This window comes from Candidatus Hydrogenedentota bacterium, assembly GCA_018005585.1.
GTDB lineage: Bacteria > Hydrogenedentota > Hydrogenedentia > Hydrogenedentales > JAGMZX01 > JAGMZX01.
The window spans coordinates 5,101-25,492 of record JAGMZX010000033.1 but is presented as its reverse complement, the minus strand read 5'-3'; the positions used below and the strand labels follow the sequence as shown (position 1 = coordinate 25,492).

At 64.0% G+C, this 20,392-nt stretch carries 15 protein-coding genes; 7 read left to right on the top strand and 8 right to left on the bottom strand.

Annotated features, from left to right (window positions below):
- Positions 1 to 48: 48 nt before the first annotated feature.
- Both KA184_07790 and KA184_07785 read right to left on the bottom strand, forming a co-directional pair.
- Positions 49 to 705 carry a DUF1080 domain-containing protein gene (locus tag KA184_07790; GenBank protein ID MBP8129469.1) on the bottom strand — a complete coding sequence of 219 codons (657 nt, stop codon included), beginning with the start codon at positions 703 to 705 and terminating at the stop codon, positions 49 to 51.
- A 33-nt stretch (positions 706 to 738) separates the two neighbouring features.
- Entirely contained in the window at positions 739 to 2,757 is a 2,019-nt protein-coding gene (locus tag KA184_07785; GenBank protein ID MBP8129468.1) for a chloride channel protein, read from the bottom strand.
- Between the two features lie 503 nt (positions 2,758 to 3,260).
- On the opposite strand from KA184_07785, the gene KA184_07780 reads away from it, so the two are divergent.
- The 3 genes from KA184_07780 (at position 3,261) to KA184_07770 (ending at position 8,919) form a co-directional block, all read left to right on the top strand.
- Positions 3,261 to 6,740, top strand: coding sequence for an alpha-amylase (locus KA184_07780; protein MBP8129467.1), 3,480 nt, complete (start codon positions 3,261 to 3,263; stop codon positions 6,738 to 6,740).
- 32 nt (positions 6,741 to 6,772) lie between these two features.
- Positions 6,773 to 7,699: a glycerophosphodiester phosphodiesterase gene (locus tag KA184_07775; GenBank protein ID MBP8129466.1), complete on the top strand. Its 927-nt coding sequence runs from the start codon at positions 6,773 to 6,775 to the stop codon at positions 7,697 to 7,699.
- Between the two features lie 89 nt (positions 7,700 to 7,788).
- On the top strand, positions 7,789 to 8,919 hold the full coding sequence (locus KA184_07770) for a 2-aminoethylphosphonate--pyruvate transaminase (protein ID MBP8129465.1): 1,131 nt from the start codon (positions 7,789 to 7,791) through the stop codon (positions 8,917 to 8,919).
- A 21-nt stretch (positions 8,920 to 8,940) separates the two neighbouring features.
- Here KA184_07770 and KA184_07765 read toward each other — a convergent pair whose 3' ends face one another.
- Both KA184_07765 and KA184_07760 read right to left on the bottom strand, forming a co-directional pair.
- Positions 8,941 to 9,321, bottom strand: coding sequence for a CoA-binding protein (locus tag KA184_07765; protein MBP8129464.1), 381 nt, complete (start codon positions 9,319 to 9,321; stop codon positions 8,941 to 8,943).
- A gap of 25 nt (positions 9,322 to 9,346) precedes the next feature.
- On the bottom strand, positions 9,347 to 10,345 hold the full coding sequence (locus KA184_07760; GenBank protein ID MBP8129463.1) for a GDP-mannose 4,6-dehydratase: 999 nt from the start codon (positions 10,343 to 10,345) through the stop codon (positions 9,347 to 9,349).
- A 180-nt stretch (positions 10,346 to 10,525) separates the two neighbouring features.
- Here KA184_07760 and KA184_07755 point away from each other — a divergent pair, with 180 nt between their 5' ends.
- Positions 10,526 to 11,572, top strand: a complete 1,047-nt coding sequence (locus KA184_07755) for an exo-alpha-sialidase (protein MBP8129462.1) — start codon at positions 10,526 to 10,528, stop codon at positions 11,570 to 11,572.
- Complete coding sequence (locus tag KA184_07750; GenBank protein ID MBP8129461.1) at positions 11,557 to 12,762, top strand: glycoside hydrolase family 99-like domain-containing protein; 1,206 nt, start codon at positions 11,557 to 11,559, stop codon at positions 12,760 to 12,762. The genes KA184_07755 and KA184_07750 overlap by 16 nt, the downstream gene beginning before the upstream one ends.
- 97 nt (positions 12,763 to 12,859) lie before the next feature.
- Here KA184_07750 and KA184_07745 read toward each other — a convergent pair whose 3' ends face one another.
- Positions 12,860 to 13,549, bottom strand: coding sequence for an FKBP-type peptidyl-prolyl cis-trans isomerase (locus KA184_07745; protein ID MBP8129460.1), 690 nt, complete (start codon positions 13,547 to 13,549; stop codon positions 12,860 to 12,862).
- Between the two features lie 177 nt (positions 13,550 to 13,726).
- On the opposite strand from KA184_07745, the gene KA184_07740 reads away from it, so the two are divergent.
- Entirely contained in the window at positions 13,727 to 14,269 is a 543-nt protein-coding gene (locus KA184_07740) for a hypothetical protein (GenBank protein ID MBP8129459.1), read from the top strand.
- Positions 14,270 to 14,291: 22 nt separating this feature from the next.
- Positions 14,292 to 15,443: a radical SAM protein gene (locus KA184_07735; protein ID MBP8129458.1), complete on the top strand. Its 1,152-nt coding sequence runs from the start codon at positions 14,292 to 14,294 to the stop codon at positions 15,441 to 15,443.
- Positions 15,444 to 15,459: 16 nt separating this feature from the next.
- On the opposite strand, the gene KA184_07730 is transcribed toward KA184_07735, so the two are convergent.
- The 3 genes from KA184_07730 to KA184_07720 all read right to left on the bottom strand — a co-directional run bounded on the left by KA184_07730 (position 15,460) and on the right by KA184_07720 (position 20,093).
- On the bottom strand, positions 15,460 to 16,605 hold the full coding sequence (locus tag KA184_07730; GenBank protein ID MBP8129457.1) for a VCBS repeat-containing protein: 1,146 nt from the start codon (positions 16,603 to 16,605) through the stop codon (positions 15,460 to 15,462).
- Positions 16,606 to 16,698: 93 nt separating this feature from the next.
- Entirely contained in the window at positions 16,699 to 18,777 is a 2,079-nt protein-coding gene (locus tag KA184_07725; protein ID MBP8129456.1) for a HEAT repeat domain-containing protein, read from the bottom strand.
- Positions 18,778 to 18,806: 29 nt separating this feature from the next.
- Positions 18,807 to 20,093 (bottom strand): Gfo/Idh/MocA family oxidoreductase, encoded by a 1,287-nt coding sequence (locus tag KA184_07720; GenBank protein MBP8129455.1) that lies wholly within the window; start codon positions 20,091 to 20,093, stop codon positions 18,807 to 18,809.
- Positions 20,094 to 20,392: the final 299 nt, after the last annotated feature.

The window sequence follows — 20,392 nt, the reverse complement described above, 5'->3', positions numbered from 1 at the left end:
CCTGGACTACGAACCAGGGCGCAGACCCCCGTCTTTGTCTGCGCGCCCTCAGGGAAGTTCGCGAATTCGGATGTTACGAAACCGGGTCTTCTTCTCGTAAAAACCCGCCCCTGCGTGCACCTGCAGCGCGATGCGGCCCCGGTCTCCGAGCAGCTCTTCTTCCCCCTTCCAACTCAGGGCGTGTTGTCCGTTCAGCCAGACCTCGATCAGCGGCGGGTTGCCCGTCATCAGCACCAGCAGCTTATTCCATTCGCCCTTTCGATAGAGTTGCAGCCAGTTCTGCGCATCCGAGCGGAATCCGCCAATGCCTTCCCCGTATACGCCGCCCACGCAGCCGCCCTCGTAGTAGTCCACCATGATCTGATAGCACTCCCCGGATTCCGTGCTGCGCAGGAAGACGCCGCTGTCCAGGCCCCAGTCCGGGTTCAGCTCGAGTTCCAGGAGGAAGTTGCCGAATTCGCGGCCGGTAAGCAGGATGCCGCCGTTGCCGGGCGCATCCTGACTGCCTTCAATGGCGCCATCCGCGGCCACCCAGTCTTTCGTGTCGCCATGGCCGTTGGTCCGGCTGATGTGCCAGCCGCTGATGTCTTTCCCATTGAAGAGGTTTGCCCATTCCTCGAAGGCGGGCGCGCCGCCGGTCCGTTCACAACCGCTTGTCAGGACGATGGCCGCCGCTGTAAGAAATACGGCGCATAAAACTCGCATGACTACTCTCCTGAATTACTGGCAACACGGATCTCAGGTCATTCGTTTCAGCCATTGCCGCACGTTTCGGGCATTCTCGCGCGTCGTCAGCACGATAATCCGGTCTCCCGGCTGAATGCGGGTCGAACCGCGCGGCACGACCGTCTTGCTTGCGCGGCGGATCGCGCCCAGGGTCGATTCCGGCGGAAACGCGGCATCGCGCACGTACACGTTTGCGAGGGGGCTGCCGGCCGATACGTGCGCCTGCTCGATAAGCATTTCGCCTTCTTCGTTTAAGGTCTGAAACGCGTCCGCGCGCGGCAGAAGTTCGGCCTGCCGGCGATACGCGTCCGCATAGGCCGTAACGATGTGCGCGCGGTCAAGAAGGCCCACGATACGGTCCGGCCGCTCGGGGTCGATGACAGGCAACCGCCCGACATTGTGCGCCCCGAACTGAGACAGGGCTTCGTTGAGCGTTTGATCCGGGCGGCAGACGATGACGTTGCGCGTACAGACATCGGCCACCGTCAGTTCCTGGGTGTTGCGGCCCGCGATCAGGACTTCCTCCACGTCGCGCATGGTGACCATGCCCGCGAGCCCCCCGTCCACGTCGATCACGGGGTATCCGCGCTCATGGCGGCTGCCAAGCTTCTTGATCAAGTCGTCCAGCGGCATATTAGGCGGCACACCCTCGACGCACTCGTCCATCGCCTCGCCCACCGTTACGGCGTCCATGATGTTCACTTCGTGCGCGCGCCCGATCTCAATGCCGCGCCGCCGCAGCTTGAGCGTGTAGATGGAATCCGGCGACATGCGCTGCGAAAGAAGGGTCGCGACAACGGTTGCGGTCATCAGCGGGACAATGATGCGGTAGTCATCCGTCATTTCAAACAGGATGAAGATTGAGGTAATCGGCGCGTGCGCCGCTCCGGCGAATACCGCGGCCATACCCACCAGCGCATAGGCGCCTGCCGGGGACGCGTGGCCTGGAAACCAGGCGTTCGCCAGCATGCCGAAACCGCCGCCAAACATGGCGCCGGTGAACAGCGCGGGCGCGAAAATGCCGCCCGAACCGCCGCTGCCGACGGTGAACGCCGTGGCAAGAATCTTCGACAGGCACAGAATGAAGAACAGGCGCGCGGTCATGCCGGTATTGAGGGCGGTCTCGATTGTCTCGTAGCCCGAACCCATGACCTGCGGCGTCCCTATGGCCAGCACGCCGACCAGCGCGCCGCCGATCATGGGCTTGAGGTATTCTGGCATCTTGGCCTTGTCGCTGACATCTTCCACGAGATACAAGAAGCGCGTATACGCCTGGGCCACCAGCGCGCACAGCGCACCGAGAAGCACGAAGAGGCTCAAGTCGATCAGCCCGCGCATGCCATGCTCTTGCACAAGGGCAAACGCGGGCGAATCCCCTTCCAGCGAGAGCGAACGCGATACGACCGTAGCAGTGGCCGCGCTGATCACAATCAACCCGAACGATAGCGCGGTGAACCGGGATAGAATGACCTCGAGCGCGAAAATCACGCCGCCCATAGGCGCATTGAACGTGGCCGCAATGCCGCTTGCCGCGCCACAGGCAACCGACAGCACGATCCGCCGGTCCGGCAGCCGCAGCCACTGGGCCACCGTCGAGCCAAACGCGGCGCCGATCTGCACGATCGGCCCTTCCCGCCCGGCCGACCCGCCCGTACCGATGGTAATCGCCGCTGCGACCGTCTTGAGCGCGGTCACCCGCGGCCGGATACGCCCGCCGCGATGCGCCACCGCGACCATCACCTCGGGCACGCCGTGTCCCTTTGTCTCGGGCGCAAGCCGCGTTAACAGACCGGACAGCAGTCCGCCGAGCGCCACAACAAGAACGGTGATGGCCACGCCTGTGAACGGTGACAGGTAGACACCCATGACGTCATAGGAGCAGTAGTGCGCCAAATCGATGAGCCGGCGGAACAGGATCGAGGCCAGCCCCCCACCCATGCCAATCAGTACGGCAATAACTACCGGCCCCGCGGTCTCCGACGACCGCATCCGGTCGGCAGCCAGCCGCCAATAAGTGCGCACTTGTTCCACGTTGTTCCGTTCTTTTCTGGATTGCCGTCCGCCTGGCCCGCCTCGCGCCGCAGTTCCTGGTCACGCCAGGCTGCGCCTGTTAACAGGTCGGGGCCGGAGAACCCGGGGATTCGGCGCTCGCCTCTCTCCAATGATACGTGTCGTACGCGGCGCAGCGCAATGATTGCCGGCAAACTCGAACCCTGCGCCGCCGGAACCAGCTTGCGCCATGCGCACGTTTCTCATCCACGAATCCCGGCAGACCAGACCTCAAGGCGTTGATACGCGTTCCTGGCGCTGTGCCGTGTCGAATCTTTGACGCTTGCGCCGCCTATGTCGTATACGCGCCTGAAAGCGGCAGGAAAGCCTTGGCGCGCAGCCACCGGAATGATGTATGATTTGCCGGTGTTGTCGACTGGACGCCCCGGGGTAATCTCGTACTCTTCCTGGCCGGCGCTTGCCGGGATTCGCCAAAGATCTGGAGCGTTCCGGGGTGTGAGCAACCAAGGATCATCGTGTCAGCCTTGTTCGACAGACTCGCCCACGAAGACTTTCCCTTCGGGTTCCACCTGACCCGGAAGGCGTGGGATCGGTTCTATATTGGCACGTTGCGGCGGCCCGCTTCCGAGGCCGCGGGCATCACGGAGCACGTGTACCGCATTCGCGGCCTTGCCGACCGCATCAACCGGCAACGCGATTTCGGGCGGCCCGGCGTGCGCCCGGCGCGCACGGGCGAATTGCTCGCCATGGGGCTGATTCTCGATATTCTGCGCTATATCGCCGACCTGTATCTTGAAGAAGAAGTGCCCGGCGTCATGGCGCGCGGGCTCGACGATGTGCGGACACGCGTGGGCGCGGCGGTTGCCGATACGCCCCCGCCGGCTTTCGCGGCTCTGTACACGCCCCAGCGTGTCATGAACGGCGCGCTGACCGAAGAGGCCTATCTGGCGGGGCGCTCTGACCGGCTCACCAATGTGGAGGGCGTCGCCCGCGAACTGATTCTGCTGCATCTGGCCATGCTCAACCCGGCCATGCGCCCTTATCAGGAGCTTTTCGACGATACGGATTTGCGCGCCGCCGTTCCTTACGAGCGGCTCGTCCATAGCCTCGAAACGTTCTTCTCAAGGCAGCCCGCCCTGCGCATCGTGAACGACACCCTCTTCAACGTGCTGCGCCGGCCCATGATTGAGAACCCGGACTCGCTCGAAGGCCAGCTCGACTTCATCCGCCGCTACTGGCGGGACCTGCTGCCGGCGGAACTGCTCGAACGGCTCATGGTCGCACGCGGCATCCTCAAGGAAGAGACGGCGTGGCGCGGTTTCGGCCCGGGCCCCGTGCGCGTGCTCGAATTCGGCCGCGGCTTGATGGGTTATCCCGAGCCGGAGGCGTTCAGTGTCGACAAGGACTGGATGCCGAACGTGGTGCTGATCGCCAAGTCGACCTATGTCTGGCTCGACCAATTATCGAAGAAGTACCAGCGCCGCATCCATCGCCTTGACCACGTGCCGGACGAGGAACTGGACCGGCTCGCGCGCTGGGGCATCAACGCGCTGTGGCTCATCGGCCTGTGGGAACGGTCGCCCGCGTCGCAGTGGATCAAGCAGATAATGGGCAATTCCGAGGCGGTCGCGTCGGCCTATTCGCTGTATGACTACGAAATCGCCGCGGACCTGGGCGGTCCGGACGCGTATGAGGGTCTGAAGGAGCGCGCCTGGCATCGCGGCATCCGCCTCGCGAGCGACATGGTGCCAAACCATGTGGGCATCTATTCGCGGTGGGTTGTGGAACATCCGGACTGGTTTCTCCAGCTCCCCTATCCGCCTTATCCCAAGTACACGTTCACGGGCCCGAACCTCTCGGCGGACCCGCGCATTTCGCTTCAGGTAGAGGATGGCTACTGGAGCCGCACCGACGCGGCGGTCGTGTTCCAGAGGCGCGACAACTGGACGGGCGACGCGCGTTACATCTACCACGGAAACGACGGAACGAATATGCCGTGGAACGACACGGCGCAACTCAATTTTCTGTTGCCCGAAGTGCGTGAAGCGGTGGTCCAGACGATACTGCACGTGGCGCGCCAGTTTCCCATCATCCGTTTCGACGCGGCCATGACCCTCGCCAAAAAGCACTATCAGCGGCTCTGGTTCCCCAAGCATGACGACGAAGGCTCCGTGCCCTCGCGCGCCGAGCACGGCATGTCCCGCGAGGAATTCGACGCAGCGTTCCCGAAGGAATTCTGGCGCGAGGTGGTGGACCGGGTCGCCGCCGAGGCGCCGGAAACCCTGCTGCTCGCGGAGGCCTTCTGGCTGATGGAAGGTTACTTCGTGCGCACACTGGGCATGCACCGCGTCTACAACAGCGCGTTCATGAACATGCTCAAGATGGAGGAAAACTCGAAGTACCGCCAGACCGTCAAGAACGTGCTCGAATTCAGTCCCGAGGTGCTCCAGCGCTTCGTCAACTTCATGAACAATCCCGACGAGCTCACCGCCGTCGAGCAATTCGGCAAGGGCGACAAGTACTTCGGCGTCTGCGTGCTCATGGCCACGATGCCCGGCCTGCCCATGTTCGGGCACGGCCAGGTCGAGGGTTTCGCCGAGAAGTACGGCATGGAATACCGGCGCGCGTACTGGGACGAAGCAGTCGACGAGCACCTCGTGCGGCGGCATGAAGCGGAAATCTTCCCGCTGGTGCGGCGGCGCCGCCTGTTCAGCGGCGCGGGTAACTTCGCCTTCTTTGATTTCGTTACGCCCGAGGGCTGGGTGGACGAGAACGTCTTCGCTTACACGAACCGGAACGACGGCGACCGCGCCTTGATCGTCTACAACAACGCGTACAAGCGGACGCGCGGCGCCATCCGGCTCTCGACCGCCATCAACGTCGGCGCCGCGGAAGACAAGCAACTGGTCCGCCGCACCTTGGCCGAGGCGCTCGGGCTTGTCGTCGCGGACGACCGGTATTACGTCTTCCGGGATTATCGCGCCGGCCTTGATTATCTGCACCACGCGCGCGAGCTGGCCGAGGTCGGCCTGGACCTGGAACTGCATGGCTATCAGTATTACGCGTTCCTCGACTGGCGCGAGGTACGCGACCACGACCTCACCTGGGCGCAGTTGCACGCGACGCTCGGGCGCCGCGGCGTGCCCAGCATCGAGGAGGCGTACCAGGAACTCGTCCTCGCGCCCGTTCTTGACCCGTTCCGCGCCGTCATGAACAGTGAACTGCTTGCGCTTCTTACACAAGGGGACTCAGACGACGCGCGGCAGCACCTCGAACAGGCGCTGGGCGATTTTCTCATCGCCGTGGCCGCCAAGATCGGGCGCAAGCGCGCCATTCCCGTTATCACCCGAATCCTCAGCGAGGTGGGTGACGAAATCACGTTGCTGCACGAATTCCGAAGCCGGATTGCCGCGCTCGATCTCCATCCCGAGGTGGCAAGTTTCCTGCTCGACCCAATACCGAAAAAAGCCGCCGGCCAGCCGGGTTTCTGGCGCGTGCCGGCCGCCTGGAGCGCGCTGCGGCGGCTGGGCCGGCTCCTGCCCGCCGAGCGCGGCGTGAAACATGACGAGATGGCGGTTACCGCGTCCTGGATGCGCGATTGGTTCCTCGTGAAATGCGTTGCGCAGGCCTTCCGCGACATGGACGGAGACGAACACCGTGCAAACCTGGACGCGGGCATGGTCCGCGCCTGCATTGCGCACGGGCCGCGGCTGGTCCTCTTGCAGCAGGAACCGTGGGGGCCGATCCTCTACGAAACGTTCCGCGACCCGGATACGCAGCGGTTCCTCGGCATGAACCAGTGGGGCGGGCGCATCTGGCTTGTCAAGGAGCAACTCGAACGCTATGCGCACATGATGCTCGTGACCCATGCAATCACGGCGCTTTCCGAAGGCGCTGTCGACGGCGCCGAAATCGAGACTCTCTACGACAATCTGCGGGAATTGCTCTTGGCGGCGGAAGACGCGGGCTACGACGTCGAACGCACGCTGGAGAGCCTTAAATAGCGGTCCCTATCAACATGAAAGGGGAATCTGCCATGCGTTGTTTCGCGGTATTGGGTTGCGCGCTGCTGCTTGCCGCGGCGCCGTTCGCGCAGGAAAAGACCGTCATCGCGCATCGCGGCGCCTCCGGTTATCTGCCGGAACACACGCTCGAAGCATATGTATACGCGCACGCGGCCGGCGCCGACTACATCGAGCAGGACGTCGTAATGACCAAGGACGGAGAACTGGTCTGCCTGCACGATGTCACGCTTGAGAAGACAACGGACGTCGAGGACAAGTTCCCGGACCGCAAGCGCGACGACGGCCATTGGTACGCGGCGGACTTCACGCTCGCCGAGATCAAGCAGTTGCAGGCGCAGGAACGGCTGCCAAGACGATTCCCGTTCGCCAAGAGCGACTTCGAGGTTCCGGCCTTCCGCGAGGCTATCGAACTCATCCAGGGTTTAAACAAGAGCACGGGCCGGAACGCAGGCATCTATCCGGAACTGAAGCAGCCATCCTGGCATGCGGCCCAGGGGCTGCCGATCGAGGCGCCGTTCGTCGCTATCGTGCGCGAGTACGGTTACGACGACCCGCAGGCGCGTATCTTCGTGCAGTGTTTCGAGGCCGGCACGCTACAGGAACTGCGCAACGAAATGGGCCTGCGCGCGCCGCAGGTCTTTCTCATGGGCGACGACGAGGGGAGCCGCTGGCTGACCGCCGAGGGACTTGCCGAGATCGCGGGTTTCGCCAACGGCATCGGGCCGGACAAGCAATGCATCGAGAAGGACCCCGGCCTCGTGGAACGCGCGCACGCGCACGGACTCGTAGTGCACCCCTACACGATACGGGCCGATGCGGTGCCGCGCGCGTACGCGAATGTCGAGGCGGAACTGCGCCGGTTCTATTTCGACTACGGCGTCGACAGCCTGTTCACCGATTTCCCCGACAAGGCCGTGGCGGTGTTGCGGCGCCCATGAACCGGACACGCGGCGCGCGAAGGGCCGTTGCATTGCCCGTGCTCCTCTGCCATACTCCGCCGCACCCCATTAAAGACAGGAATATCGCCATGAGTACCGCCCCTTCCTGGAAGGACAAGGCCCTGTTCACGCCGGGGCCGCTCACCACAAGCCGGACCGTCAAGCAGGCCATGCTGCGCGATCTCGGATCGCGTGACTTTGCCTTTATCGAAGTCATCCGCGACATTCGCCGCCGCCTGCTCGATGCAGGCGAGGCGGCGAACGCGGGTTACGACGCGATCCCGATGCAGGGCAGCGGCACGTTCTCCATCGAGGCGGTGTTCGCGTCAACGGTTCGGCCCGGCGGCAAGGTGTTGATTGTGGTCAATGGCGCGTACGGCCAGCGCATGGCGAAAATGTGCCGCATATCGCATATCGATCATGAGACCCTCGAGTGCCCCGAGAACAGCCTGCCAAACCTGCGCGAAATCGGGGACAGACTCAAGACGGGCGCGTTTTCTGACCTCGCCGTGGTGCACTGCGAGACCACGACGGGAATCATCAACCCGATCCGCGAGATCGGGGCGCTGGCGCGCGCGGCGGGCGTGCAGTACTTCGTCGACGCCATGAGCAGCTTCGGGGCCGTGCCCTTCAGTCTGGCCGAGTGCCACATAGACTACCTGGTTTCGTCGGCGAACAAGTGCATCGAAGGCGTGCCGGGGTTCGGCTTCGTCATCGCGCGCCGCGCAGCGCTGGACAAGACGGAGGGTTGGGCGCGAAGCCTGAGCCTGGACCTGCTGGAACAGGTGCGCGGTTTCGAGAAAGACGGGCAGTTCCGGTTTACCCCGCCGACGCACGTGCTGCTCGCGTTCCATCAGGCGCTACTCGAGCTGGAACAGGAAGGCGGCCCGGCGGGGCGCGGCGCGCGGTATCGCCGCAACCACGAAGTGCTTGTGAAAGGCATGCGCGCGCTCGGTTTCCGCGAATACCTGCCGCCCGAGTTGCAGGGCTACATCATCACGTCGTTTCTGTACCCGGACGACCCGAAATGGTCTTTTGAGACGTTCTACCGCCTGCTGAATGACCGTGACTGCGTTATCTACCCGGGGAAGGTCAGCAACGCGGCCTGTTTCCGCATCGGGACCATCGGTCGGCTCTTCGAACAGGACATGCTGTCGCTGTTGGCGGCCATTCGGGATGTCGTCGAGACAATGGGCTTGAGGTTGGCGCCGCAAGCATAGTCGACGCGCGCGAAATGCGTCTCAAGCGTCGGGGAACATGTCCGGCCGCAGGCCAATGCTGACGATGCTGCACGCCTGGACCGGTTCCAGGCCGAGTTCGCGCGCCTTCGCGATCAATTCGGGCGATTCCGAACCGGGGTTCAGGAAAAATTCCGTGTGCGGCGTGCGCGCGATTTCCGGCAGCAAGACAACCCCAGCCTCGGGCGGCACATACAACGAGATGCGGTCGACCGGGCCCGGCACGTCCGCCAGCGACCTGTAACAGGGAAGCCCTTCGATCGTCTCGGCCTTCGCATTCACGGGATAGACGGTCCAGCCGCCCTTCTGAAACGCGCGCACGGCCTTGTTCCCGTACTTCTTCCGGTCCGCCGACGCGCCCACTATAGCGATGCTTTTCGGCATTTCCCAAGCTCCTCTCGGTCGCGGCTCAGAGATACACCCCCCGGCGCGCCTCAAAGAAATCGCGCGTCTCTTCCAGGCCGCGCCGCAGAGCGGTCTGAGGCCGCCACGCGGTCTCGCGCGTAATCCTGGCGTTGGAAATGGACACATCGCCAACGTCTATCGCCGCCCAATCGTCCGGCCACGGCACGTGATCGACCGCGCCCTGGCCCACGACCTCGACAACCATCCGCGCGAATTCCGCGACCGTGTACTCCTTGTCGCCTGCCGCGAAGAACACCTGTCCGCGCGTCTTTTCTTCCAGCACAACCTGGATTAGCGCCTCGATGCAGTCGTCGACATACAGGACATTGCGCCGTTGCCGTCCTTCACCGTAGACGGTCAGCCGTTTGCCTTGCAGCGCGAGCCCGATGAAGAAGTTGAGCACGCCCGCGTCTACGCTGCGAATGTTCGCGCGCGGCCCGTATATATTCGCGACCCGAACCACGGCGGTGCGAAGACCGTGGACGTGGTGGTAGATCAGATGGTATTTCTCGGCAACGCTCTTGTTCGCCGAGTAGATGTCACGGGGGAACTCCGGGTGCATCTCATCAATCGGATTGCTCATCATCGGCCCGCACTGCGTGCTCGTGCCCACGTAAACGATCGTTGCGCCCGGATTACCCTGCCGCGCCGACTCGAGCAGGTTCATGCTCCCGGTGCAGTTGATTGAGATATCCAGGAACGGGTCACGCAGCGAGTAGCTGTGCGATGTGTGTCCCGCGCAGTGGTATATGACGTCGTGTTCGCGCACGACCCGGTCAAGCAGGTGATAATCCCGGATATCGTTATGGTGCACCTGGATGCGCCCCTCGTGTCCGGCGAGGTTGGCCGGATTGCCGCCGCCGTGGCCGATCAGCGAGTCGAACACGCTGACCTCCGCGCCAAGTTCGCAGCAGCGAATGGCCAGATTACTGCCGATGAAACCCAGGCCGCCCAACACCAGCACGCGCCTGCCCTGAAATGAAGCGTTCGTTGTTGCGCTCAACCCGGACTACTCCCTCATCCTCCACCATTCACGGATGCATACCAACTTACCGGGAACGCCGCCACCGTTCAAGCCGTGCCCACAGGCCCCATACGACGCTTGCATACCCCTGCCCCGGTGGGCGACACTGCACGGGAAGAATCTGTCCATACAATCGCGATACGCAGGGAGTCGAGAATCATGAAAAAGCTGCTACCGGCGCTTTCATTGGTCGTCATCACGCAAATCGGCTGGAGCGCGGACGCCGCGCCGCCGGAAGGCCGTGCGTTCGTCTTTGTGTACGAGGACGCGGGCGCGGGCGCCTACGAGGCGTTCCCGGATGTCTGCCGCCTCCAGGACGGGCGGCTCCTGTGTGTTTTCTACGCGGGATGGGAGCATGTGTCGCTGCCGGATGAGGCACATCCGAAGGGAGGCCGCGTTTCGGGCTGCTATTCTTCGGATGAAGGATGCACGTGGACGCCCGCGGAAACCATCTACGACGGGCCGGACGATGACCGCGACCCGTCCGTCGTGCAATTGCCGGATGGGACCATCTGCTGCAATTTCTTCTCGCTACGGAAGACGGGCGAACGCAAATGGGACGGTCTGGGCAGTTGGCTCGTGACCTCGCGTGACAATGGCAAGACGTGGTCCGAAGCGCGGCAGATCGTGGCGGATTATTATTGCAGCGCGCCCATCCGCATTCTCTCCGGCAATACCCTGATTCTCGGTCTGTATCGGGAAACAAGCGACGACGCGAACGGCGCGGTTACCCTTTCGACCGACATGGGCGCGACATGGAGCGCGCCCATCGATATCGATAACGGCGGTCTGCGGCTCGACGCTGAGACGGATATCATCGAGTTGAAAGACGGCCGGCTCTACGCAGCGCAGCGCACGTCGAAGGAATCGATGCGCTATTCGATATCGGCGGACCGCGGCAAGACGTGGTCCGTGTCGCAGCCGATGGGGTTTCCAGGGCATTGCCCGCACCTGCACCGCGGCGCCGAGGGCGTGATTGTCTGCGCGCACCGCATGCCGAACACGAGCATGCACTACTCGACCGACGAATGCGCCACGTGGAGCGAGAACATCCTGGTCGATGAGGTGGGCGGCGCGTATCCGAGCATGGCGACGCTCAAGGACGGATCGGTGCTGATTGTCTATTACGAAGAAGGGCAGGGTTCCAGCATACGCGCGCGCAAGTTCCGCGCGGCAAAGGAAGGCATCGAATGGCTGACATGGTAACGGCGTGCGCCGTGCTGGCCTGCGCGCTCGCCCAGCCGGCAAGTCAGGATACGCCCATGAACGGCTCCCAGTACGTGGTGGCGAGTTACTATTTTCCCAATTATCACCCGGACGCGCGCAACGCAAAGACGCGCGGCGACGGCTGGACCGAATGGGAGCTGGTGAAGGCCGCGCGGCCGCGGTTCGACGGGCACCGGCAACCGAACGCCCCCTTGTGGGGCTACACCGACGAGTCCGACCCCGCCGTCATGGCGCGGAAGATCGACGCGGCGGCGGACCACGGCATCGATGCTTTCATTTTCGACTGGTACTGGTACGATGACGGGCCGTTCCTGCAGCGGGGTGTCGAAGAGGGGTTCCTGAAGGCCGCGAACGCGGGCCGGCTCCGTTTCGGCCTGATGTGGGCGAATCACGACTGGATAGACATTCACCCCGCAACCACGAAACACCCGCCCGCGCTGCTCTATCCTGGCACGGTCACGCCGGAGACTTTCGACCGGATGACGGACTACATCATCGATCGGTATTTCAAGCATCCGTCGTATTGGAAGATCGACGGTTGCCCCTACTTTTCCGTTTACGAACTGCACACGCTCATCCAGAGTTTCGGCTCCTCCGAGGCGGCGAAAACCGCGCTGGAACGGTTCCGGGAGAAGACGCGCGCCGCGGGGTTCCCCGGTCTGCATCTGAACGCGGTCCTGTTCGGCGTGCGCATCCTGCCGAACGAAAAAGCCGTGGCGAATCCCGAGGAACTCGTCACCTACCTCGACTTCGACAGTCTCACGTCGTACGTATGGATACATCACGTAGCCTTGCCGGAATTCCCGCAGACGCCGTACCGCTACGTCATGGAGAAAGCCGAGGCACACTGGCGCGAGACCGTGAGCCGGTTCACGATTCCCTATCACCCGAATGTAACAATGGGTTGGGATTCGAGCCCGCGTTGCGCCCTGGATGACCCGTTTGAGAACCGGGGCTACCCGTTCATGGCGGGCATGAGCGGCAATACGCCCGCGGCGTTCCGTGAAGCCCTGCAAACGGCCCGGCGCTTCCTCGACACGCGCCCCACGGGCGAGCGCATCCTCACCCTCAATTGCTGGAACGAATGGACCGAGGGCAGCTACCTTGAACCCGATACCGTCCACGGCATGGCCTACCTCGAAGCGGTCAAGAGCGTCTTCGGCCCCTGACCGGAATCCAAGATGACAAGAACAGCGGCGCGCCCGGCCATGAGAAACACCGGGCGCGCCGCGAAAATGGGACAAGAAGGGCTTGGCCGCCCCGCAGTTATTGAAGCACTTCGAGCAATTCGACTTCGAAGATGAGCGTCGCGTTCGGGGGGATGTTCCCGGTGCCGCGCGGGCCATAGGCCAGGTCCGAGGGGATAACCAACTGGTATTTCGCGCCCGCCTTCATGAGCTGCAGCGCTTCGGTCCAGCCGGGGATAACGCCGTTGACGGTGAATTCCGCGGGTTCGCCGCGGCTGTAGGAACTGTCGAATTCCTCGCCGTTGACGAGGGTGCCGCGGTAGTGCACGCGCACGCGGTCAGTGACCGCCGGCGTGGCGCCCGTGCCTTCGGTTATTACCTTGTATTGCAGACCGCTGGCCGTGACTTTCACGCCTTCGGCGGTCGCGTTGGCCTTCAACAATTCGGCAGCCTGCTCTTCCAGGGCCTTCCCCTTGGCTTCGGCGGCTTCGCGCGTCTTCATCTGGAAATCCATCGCTGCCTGTTGAATTTCCTGGGGATTGGCGCGTAATGCATTGCCTGCCGCCGCATCCTGCAAACCCTGCACCAGCGCCGCGGCGTCCAGTTCATAGGCGCTCTTCGTGAGCTGCAGGCCGATTTGCGCGCCGAGGCAATAACTGATCCGTTCCTGGTCGCTCGCAAACGGCGCAGGCGCGTTTTCCTGCGCCAGCACGACCGGCGCGGCCAGCAGCGCCGCCACCAGGGCAAAGGCCCAAATGAGATGCTTCATGATGTTCTTCCTTTTGGGTAGGTTCCAGCCGAGGGGAAATCCGTGCGGCGGACGCAGTTTACTCCTCCCGGCGGCAGAGGCGCAACATGACACGCAAGGAATCGTGACAATGCCCGCTTCCCCTTTATAGAATGCGTTCACACGGCGCGCGCATCCGCGGGCGTTCCGCGAAACGCCATGTGTGCGCCGCACAGCCGGCCCAACAAGGTCTATATGCGCAATATCGTAATCATCAGTGTGACACAGGCGCTGTGGCGTTCGCTCGAAGCGGGCGCCGCATCGGGGCGTTGGCCGTTGCTGCGCGGCGCTTTCGACACGGGCCGCGAAATCGGCCTGTGCGCGGGCAGTGCGGCCGCGGAACCATGGAGCCGCCTCCGCAACGCAGGCAGGAAGTGTATCGTTGCCGGCGGCGCGGACGCAGCGTGTTCCCAGGTCGCGCCGGATTCCATCCTGGCGTTGAGCGAACGCCTCCTGGAAGAACAAGCGCCCGACCTTCTCTATGCGCACGTAAGCAGTCTCGAAAACGGCGATGCTGTGGAGGCATGGCTGGGGCGCCTGAGTACGAAGCACGACGCCCGGGTCACATTTCTTTTGTACGTCGGCGAAGACCCGCCCGACTATGAGAAGGTGGCCGCGCTGTTCGAGCCGCGAAGCACGGGTTTGAGCGAGGAGGACGCGGCGGCGCTGCGCGAGCGGCTTATGGGCCTCGGCTACCTCTGACGGCCCGCCGGATGGAGACGCGATGCCGCAAGAATATCAGGGTTTCGAGCAGGGGCCGATTCGCCCCCCGAGCGAAGCGCACAGCCTGCTCATCCGCGTGACGCGGAACTGCCCCTGGAACCGGTGCCTGTTCTGCCCCGTGTACAAGGGTGCGGCGTTCTCCGTCCGGCCGCTCGACCATGTGCTGCGCGACATCGACGCGGTCCACAGGCATGTCGAAGCCCTGCGGGGGCAGACGGACGCGTCCGGCCGCATCCCGCACGCGGCCTACGCGCGGCTTGCGCGAGCGACGCCGCCGGAAGAGCGGGACGCACTCCAGGCCGCGTACCATTGGGCGGTCATCGGCGGCATGCGCTCGGTTTTCCTGCAAGACGCGAACTCGCTGTTCACGCGCACGAAAGACCTCGCGGCAATCCTGACCCACCTGCGCACGCGGTTTCCCGAGATCGAGCGCGTTACGGCCTATGCCCGCGCGCATACCGTCGCGCACAAATCGGAGGAAGAACTGCGCGACATCGCGGCGGCCGGCCTCAACCGCATCCACATCGGCATGGAATCCGGCTCGGACGAAGTGCTGGCGTTCATGAAGAAGGGCGTCACGAAAGCGCAGCTCATCGACGCGGGCCGCAGAGTGAAGCAGGCCGGGATGGAACTGTCGGAGTACGTCATGCCGGGGCTGGGCGGGCGCCGGCTTTCTGAAACGCACGCACGGGAATCCGCGGACGCCCTCAACCGGATTAACCCCGATTTCATCCGGTTGCGCACGCTCGCGATTCCGATGCTTACGCCGCTCTACGCGGAATACACGGCAGGCCGGTTCGACAAATGCGGCGATATCGAATGTGTACGCGAAATCCGCCTGTTCCTCTCGCTGCTGGACGGCGTCACGAGCTTCCTCGCGAGCGACCACATCCTCAATCTCCTCAGCGAAGTCGAGGGTCAACTCCCGCAGGATCAGCCCCGAATGCTTGCGACCCTCGACCGGCTCCTGGCATTGCCGCCGCCGGAACAAACCGTCTTTCAAGTGGGCCGCAGGATGGGCGTGTTCGCGTCGCTGGACGAGCTCGAACAACCGGAGCGCCGCGCACGCGCGGAAACGGCCTGCCGCCAGTACGGCATCACGCCGGCAAACGTCGATGCCGTCATCGACGCGCTCGTGCGTCAATTTATCTGACGTGGCCCGCCAGGGGTCACTGGCCGGGCGCCGGTCCCAGGTTCCGGAACAGATACAGCCCTTCTTTCCCGGGCGCGATAATGTCTTTCCAGCCGTTGCCGTCCACGTCTTCGACCCAGAAATAAATGCCCGCGCCGCTGGCGCTGTCCGCGGGACCGTAATCGACGGTTACGCGCTCGAATGCGCCGCCGTTAATCTCGTAATAATACACGCCCACCGGGTCTTCCGCGCCCGGGTCATGGCCGTTGTGGGCGTGGTAGCGCTTGCCCGTGACCAATTCGAGTTCGCCGTCGTTGTCAATGTCGTGCAATTGCAGGTCGTGGAACTGCGAGCGGTGTTCCTCGATCATGTGTTTGGTCCAGGCGCGCGCGCCTTCGGGGCCTTTCCCCTGTTCCATCCAATACAAGCCGTAATTGTGCGCTTCGCCAACGACGAGGTCGTTCAATCCGTCCTTGTTCACGTCGTAGACCAGGATTGGCACGCTCGCCGAGCCAAGATTGAATTCCTCGCGCCAGACCCAGCCGTCGACGCTGAAGGGGTCGGCGGGCGATTCAAGCCAGCCGCCTGCCAGCACGATATCCGCATGCCCGTCGCCGTTCACATCGCCCGCGCCAAGGCCATGGCCGCCTGTGCCCTTGTCAATCGTGTATTGCAGGAACTTGCCCGTGCCCTTGCCCGCGGTGTCGCGTTCGAGTCTTAAGATGTGGACCGGCTTGCTCACCGGAATCACCTCGGGCACGCCGTCGCCGTCAAAGTCCCAAAACAGGTTGCGCTCGACGTTGCCGACCTGCGCCACTTCGTGCGTGGTCCACATGATGGGCTGGCCCTTCGGGTTCTCGCGCCATTCGACGCGCATCCCCCACCACGCGCCGTTCACGATGTCCAGATAACCATCGCCATTGACATCCATCGGGTAATCTGAGAAATCGTCGTAATAGGTGTCCATCGGCTGCAGCATGCAGACCGGATTGGCCGTCTTGAAGTGGGGGCCCGGGTACCAGTACGCGCCCGACACGATGTCGAGGACGCCGTCGTTGTTCACGTCGAATGCGGCGGCGGCCTCGTAGGTGCCCGTGCCGATGCGTTCCCGTTCGAACCGCAGTTCCACCGCGGAAACACCCGCCGCCAGCATGATCAACACCGCTGTCAAAACAAAGCGCATGGCCGGTTCTCCTCTTGTGCTTCAATAGTCTTGAATTCGATCCTGCTTTTCATGACTGCACGGACGGTCGCGGACCATCACAAACCGCCGTGCCTATTGCGTCACTCTCTCGAAGGGCAACGGCGCGCCGTCGGGCGTGGTCAGCCGCACATGGAAGTTCCAGCCGCCCAAGTGCTGCGTGCAGCGGACGAGAATCGCGTTAACCCCGGCCTTCAGGTGCGCCGGCGCCTGGTCCTGATCGAAAGTGTTACCGCGGTCCGCGTTGTTCTCGTGCGCAGCTTCGCCGTTGACCCAGACCTTGATCCCGTCGTCGGAACCGGCGCGCACGACCACGTCCGCCGCTTCGGCCACGGCCACCTCCGCATACCCGTAGGCGCTGACATCCTCCACCATGCCGAAGACGGCCATCAGGTTCACGACACCGAACGCGTCGCCGGTTTCGTGCTGAGTCCACGACAGAGTGGCATCGCCCGCCGCATATGTGGCTTTCAGGTCCACGTTCGGCTCGCCAATGAACGTCTGCGCGAACCCGTCTTCAAAGCGCGAGGGGAACGGCCCTGCCAGCGACCACGACCTGATGACGCCCAGTTGCTCCGCGCTCATGCCCGCCGCCATGAGCGGCCCCAGTGCTTCCTTCATTTCTTCCGTCGTGGCGATGCGCGGCAGGAGCAGGTCCACCACCTTCTTCGCTTCATCCGCGCGGCCCGCGTCCAGCAGCGCTTGGGCCACGCCCGCCAGCGTACCCACGGGCAACGTATCCAATTCGTCGCCGCCGACGGCGCCCATAATCAGCTCAAATGCCTCCGGTACGGGAAATTGCTTGACGCCCTCGAGCGCGAGTAGCCGGTCTTCCTCCGATTCAGCAAGCCGGTACAGCGCCAGAAACGCGCGGCTCGCGCCTTCGCGTTCTCCCGCGTTTCGCAGCGTATCGGCCATCCGGCGCAGGTTCTCCCGCGCGGCGGGTTTTTCTTCCGTCGTGCAGGATTCCGCGAATTGTATCAGCGGCGGCAGCGCACCGGGCAGGCGCGTTGCGCCCAGCCCGTTCAAGGCAGCTGCGCGCAGAACCGGGTCGCTGTTCGTGGCAAATTCGGACAGCAGCGGCAGAAACTGCGCCTTGCGCTTGTTCCCGAAAATGCCGAGCAGCGAGACCTGCATGTCGCGGGATACCGCGGGAAACACCTCCAGCAGCGCGTGGTCCGCGCCGGGACCCTGAAGCGCCGCGAACGCGGTCAGCACCGCGGGTTCAAGCTGCCGTCCGTCTTTGCCTTCAAGCGCTGCGAGCAAAACGGGGATAACACTCTCGTCTCCGTATGCGCCAAGTCCCGCAAGCGATGCGCCTTTCAGTTGCAGGTCGGCAAACTCCGCCGCGGCGGTCTGGAACAGCGACATGGTATCGCGCCAGTGTCCGCCGCGCTGGCCCATGACATTACCGAGACGGATGATCGCGTCTCCGGCGTCGAAGCGCGTGATATCGTCCGCCGCACGGTAGACCGCCCAGAGCGCGCCGATATGGCGCGGGTCACCCGTCCAAGACAACGCACGCGCGGCTGCCGCACGCACCCGCGCCTCGGGGCTTTGCAGCGCCGCCGCGATGGCCGGCTCGCTCGCGGGCTTGCCCATCGGGCCAAGCGCGTCCAGCAACGCACACTGAAATTCCGCGTCGGCGCGGGGCAGCGCGTCGCAAAGGGCTGCCGCGGCATTGTCCGTGCCGATGTCGCGCAGCGCCGCGCGCGCCTTTTCGCGGATGAGAGCATTGCTGTCGAGCAGGGCCGCGACAGGGCCGACGTCGCAGCCCTCGGGCACGGCCAGCGGCAGCAGGCGGAGGCCCCGCTCTTTCACGAAATCCGGCCGGTCCGCCGCGACCAGCGTCATCAGCAGCCGCACGGTCTCGAGCCGTTCGGCTTCGCGGCCCGGAACGGACACCGTGTTCGCGATATCCTCTAGCACACGCATGGCCGCGTTCCAGACATTCGCGTCATCGCTCGCCACGAGCGGCAGCAGCCGCGACACCGCCGCCGCGCCGAAACGCGGCAAAAGCTGGCGCGCGACTATGCGCGCTTGCTCATCGCCGCCGCCCAAGCCCCCGATGAGCTGGTCCAGATTTGGGCCAGCCGCCGGCGCGGCCGCCGGAAGCAGCGCAACCGTCAACAAAACAAGCGCAACGCGTTTCATAGTGCTTGTCCTTCCCATGGTGTGCGCTCCTACAGATGCCACGGCGCGCGATACGTGCGCGTGAGATGCCGGTTGGCCTGGTCGTCATGAAGAAACCGCTCCGCCGCGCCGTCCCAGTCGAGCCGGCGCCGCGCCTTCAAGGCAATCCCCGCCAGCAGCACCGCCGCGGTCGACCGGAACCCCTGCTCTATGTCCGCCACCGGTTTGGCGCGCGAGCGCACGCAATCGAAGAAATTGTTGTGATGCGGCGGATTGGCCCAACTCTTCTCCGGCTCGCCGATATACTCCGCAATGCCAAGTTCCGCCGGCTGCACCTGGAACGTTCCGCGGTCCACGAACAGGACGCCCTCCGTGCCGTGGAAGCTGATGCCATAGCCCTTGTCCCCGTGCGTGTTCTGGTGCCGCTGTTCCCAGGTAACGGTGCAGCCCCGGTACTCTAACAACGCCTCGATGGTCTCGTAATTGTCCTGGCCGGGCGCCTGCCGGTAGCTGCCGCCCAGCGCCTGCACGGACAGGGGCCGGTCTTCGCGAATGCCCCAGTGGACCACGTCCATCAGATGGACGCCCCAGTTCGTCAGCTGGCCGCCGCGGGCGTAATCGTGCCAGCCCATGAACCCGCCAAACCGCTCGGGAGAATACGGGGCCCACGGCGCGGGCCCGAGCCACAGGTCCCAGTCAAGGCCTTCCGGCGGGTCTTCCGGCTTCTCGCCGACGTTCCAGCCATTCACGCCGACCCAGGCGCTCGCCGTCGTGACCTGGCCCAGGCACCCGCTATGTACGACGTCAATCGCCTTCTGAAACACCGGCATCGACCGCTGCTGCGTGCCCGCCTGCACCACGCGCCCGTAACGGCGCGCCGCATTCACCATCGCGCGGCCTTCCTCGACCGTCGTGCACACCGGCTTTTCAACGTAGACATCCTTGCCCGCCATGCAGCCCAGAATCGTGAGCAGGGGGTGCCAATGGTCCGGCGTCACCACGAAGATGGCATCCACATCGGGCCGGTCCAGCACGCGCCGGAAATCCTGATAGCCCGAAGGTTGCTGCCCCGAAAGCTCCTTCACCTTCTCTATGGCGTTCATGTAGCGCGACTTCGCCACATCGCACACCGCGACCAGCCGGCAGTTCCCGTTCACCGCCAGCGCCTCCAAATGGCGCGTGCCCATCCCGCCGTTACCGATCACCGCGACACCGACCTGCTCATTCGGGCCCACGCGCGCCGCGTGTGCTTTGCCGCCGGCGGCAATGGCAATGGCTGCCGCTGCACCCGCCGCGCCGCGCCCCGCCTGTTGCAGAAACCGCCTGCGGCTAAGCAAACCTGCCTTCGCCCGGGAGGATAATCTGGAAGATTGTTGTTCCCCGCGTTTCATGGTCTGGACTCCCTGTAACCCGCTCATACACGGGACCCGGCCCGCCAAACTACAGCATTTCGCGCCGGAATTAAAGCCGGACATGCCACTCCCGAGATGCAGAGTCCTCACCATCCTGGAAACACGCGACCCGCCACAACCATTTGGCGCGACGATATCACGGATTGACCTCGAACTCTTGCGCCTTTCGTCAAGATAGGGTGTGCTCGGGACATAAGGGAAGACAGGTCCGTGAAACTGACGAA

Coding starts and splice junctions, on each gene's coding strand:
- KA184_07790 (MBP8129469.1), bottom strand. CDS start 705: ATGCGAGTTTTATGCGCCGTATTTCTTACAGCGGCGGCCATCGTCCTG.
- KA184_07775 (MBP8129466.1), top strand. CDS start 6,773: ATGCGTTGTTTCGCGGTATTGGGTTGCGCGCTGCTGCTTGCCGCGGCG.
- KA184_07770 (MBP8129465.1), top strand. CDS start 7,789: ATGAGTACCGCCCCTTCCTGGAAGGACAAGGCCCTGTTCACGCCGGGG.
- KA184_07765 (MBP8129464.1), bottom strand. CDS start 9,321: ATGCCGAAAAGCATCGCTATAGTGGGCGCGTCGGCGGACCGGAAGAAG.
- KA184_07755 (MBP8129462.1), top strand. CDS start 10,526: ATGAAAAAGCTGCTACCGGCGCTTTCATTGGTCGTCATCACGCAAATC.
- KA184_07750 (MBP8129461.1), top strand. CDS start 11,557: ATGGCTGACATGGTAACGGCGTGCGCCGTGCTGGCCTGCGCGCTCGCC.
- KA184_07745 (MBP8129460.1), bottom strand. CDS start 13,549: ATGAAGCATCTCATTTGGGCCTTTGCCCTGGTGGCGGCGCTGCTGGCC.
- KA184_07740 (MBP8129459.1), top strand. CDS start 13,727: ATGTGTGCGCCGCACAGCCGGCCCAACAAGGTCTATATGCGCAATATC.
- KA184_07735 (MBP8129458.1), top strand. CDS start 14,292: ATGCCGCAAGAATATCAGGGTTTCGAGCAGGGGCCGATTCGCCCCCCG.
- KA184_07730 (MBP8129457.1), bottom strand. CDS start 16,605: ATGCGCTTTGTTTTGACAGCGGTGTTGATCATGCTGGCGGCGGGTGTT.
- KA184_07725 (MBP8129456.1), bottom strand. CDS start 18,777: ATGAAACGCGTTGCGCTTGTTTTGTTGACGGTTGCGCTGCTTCCGGCG.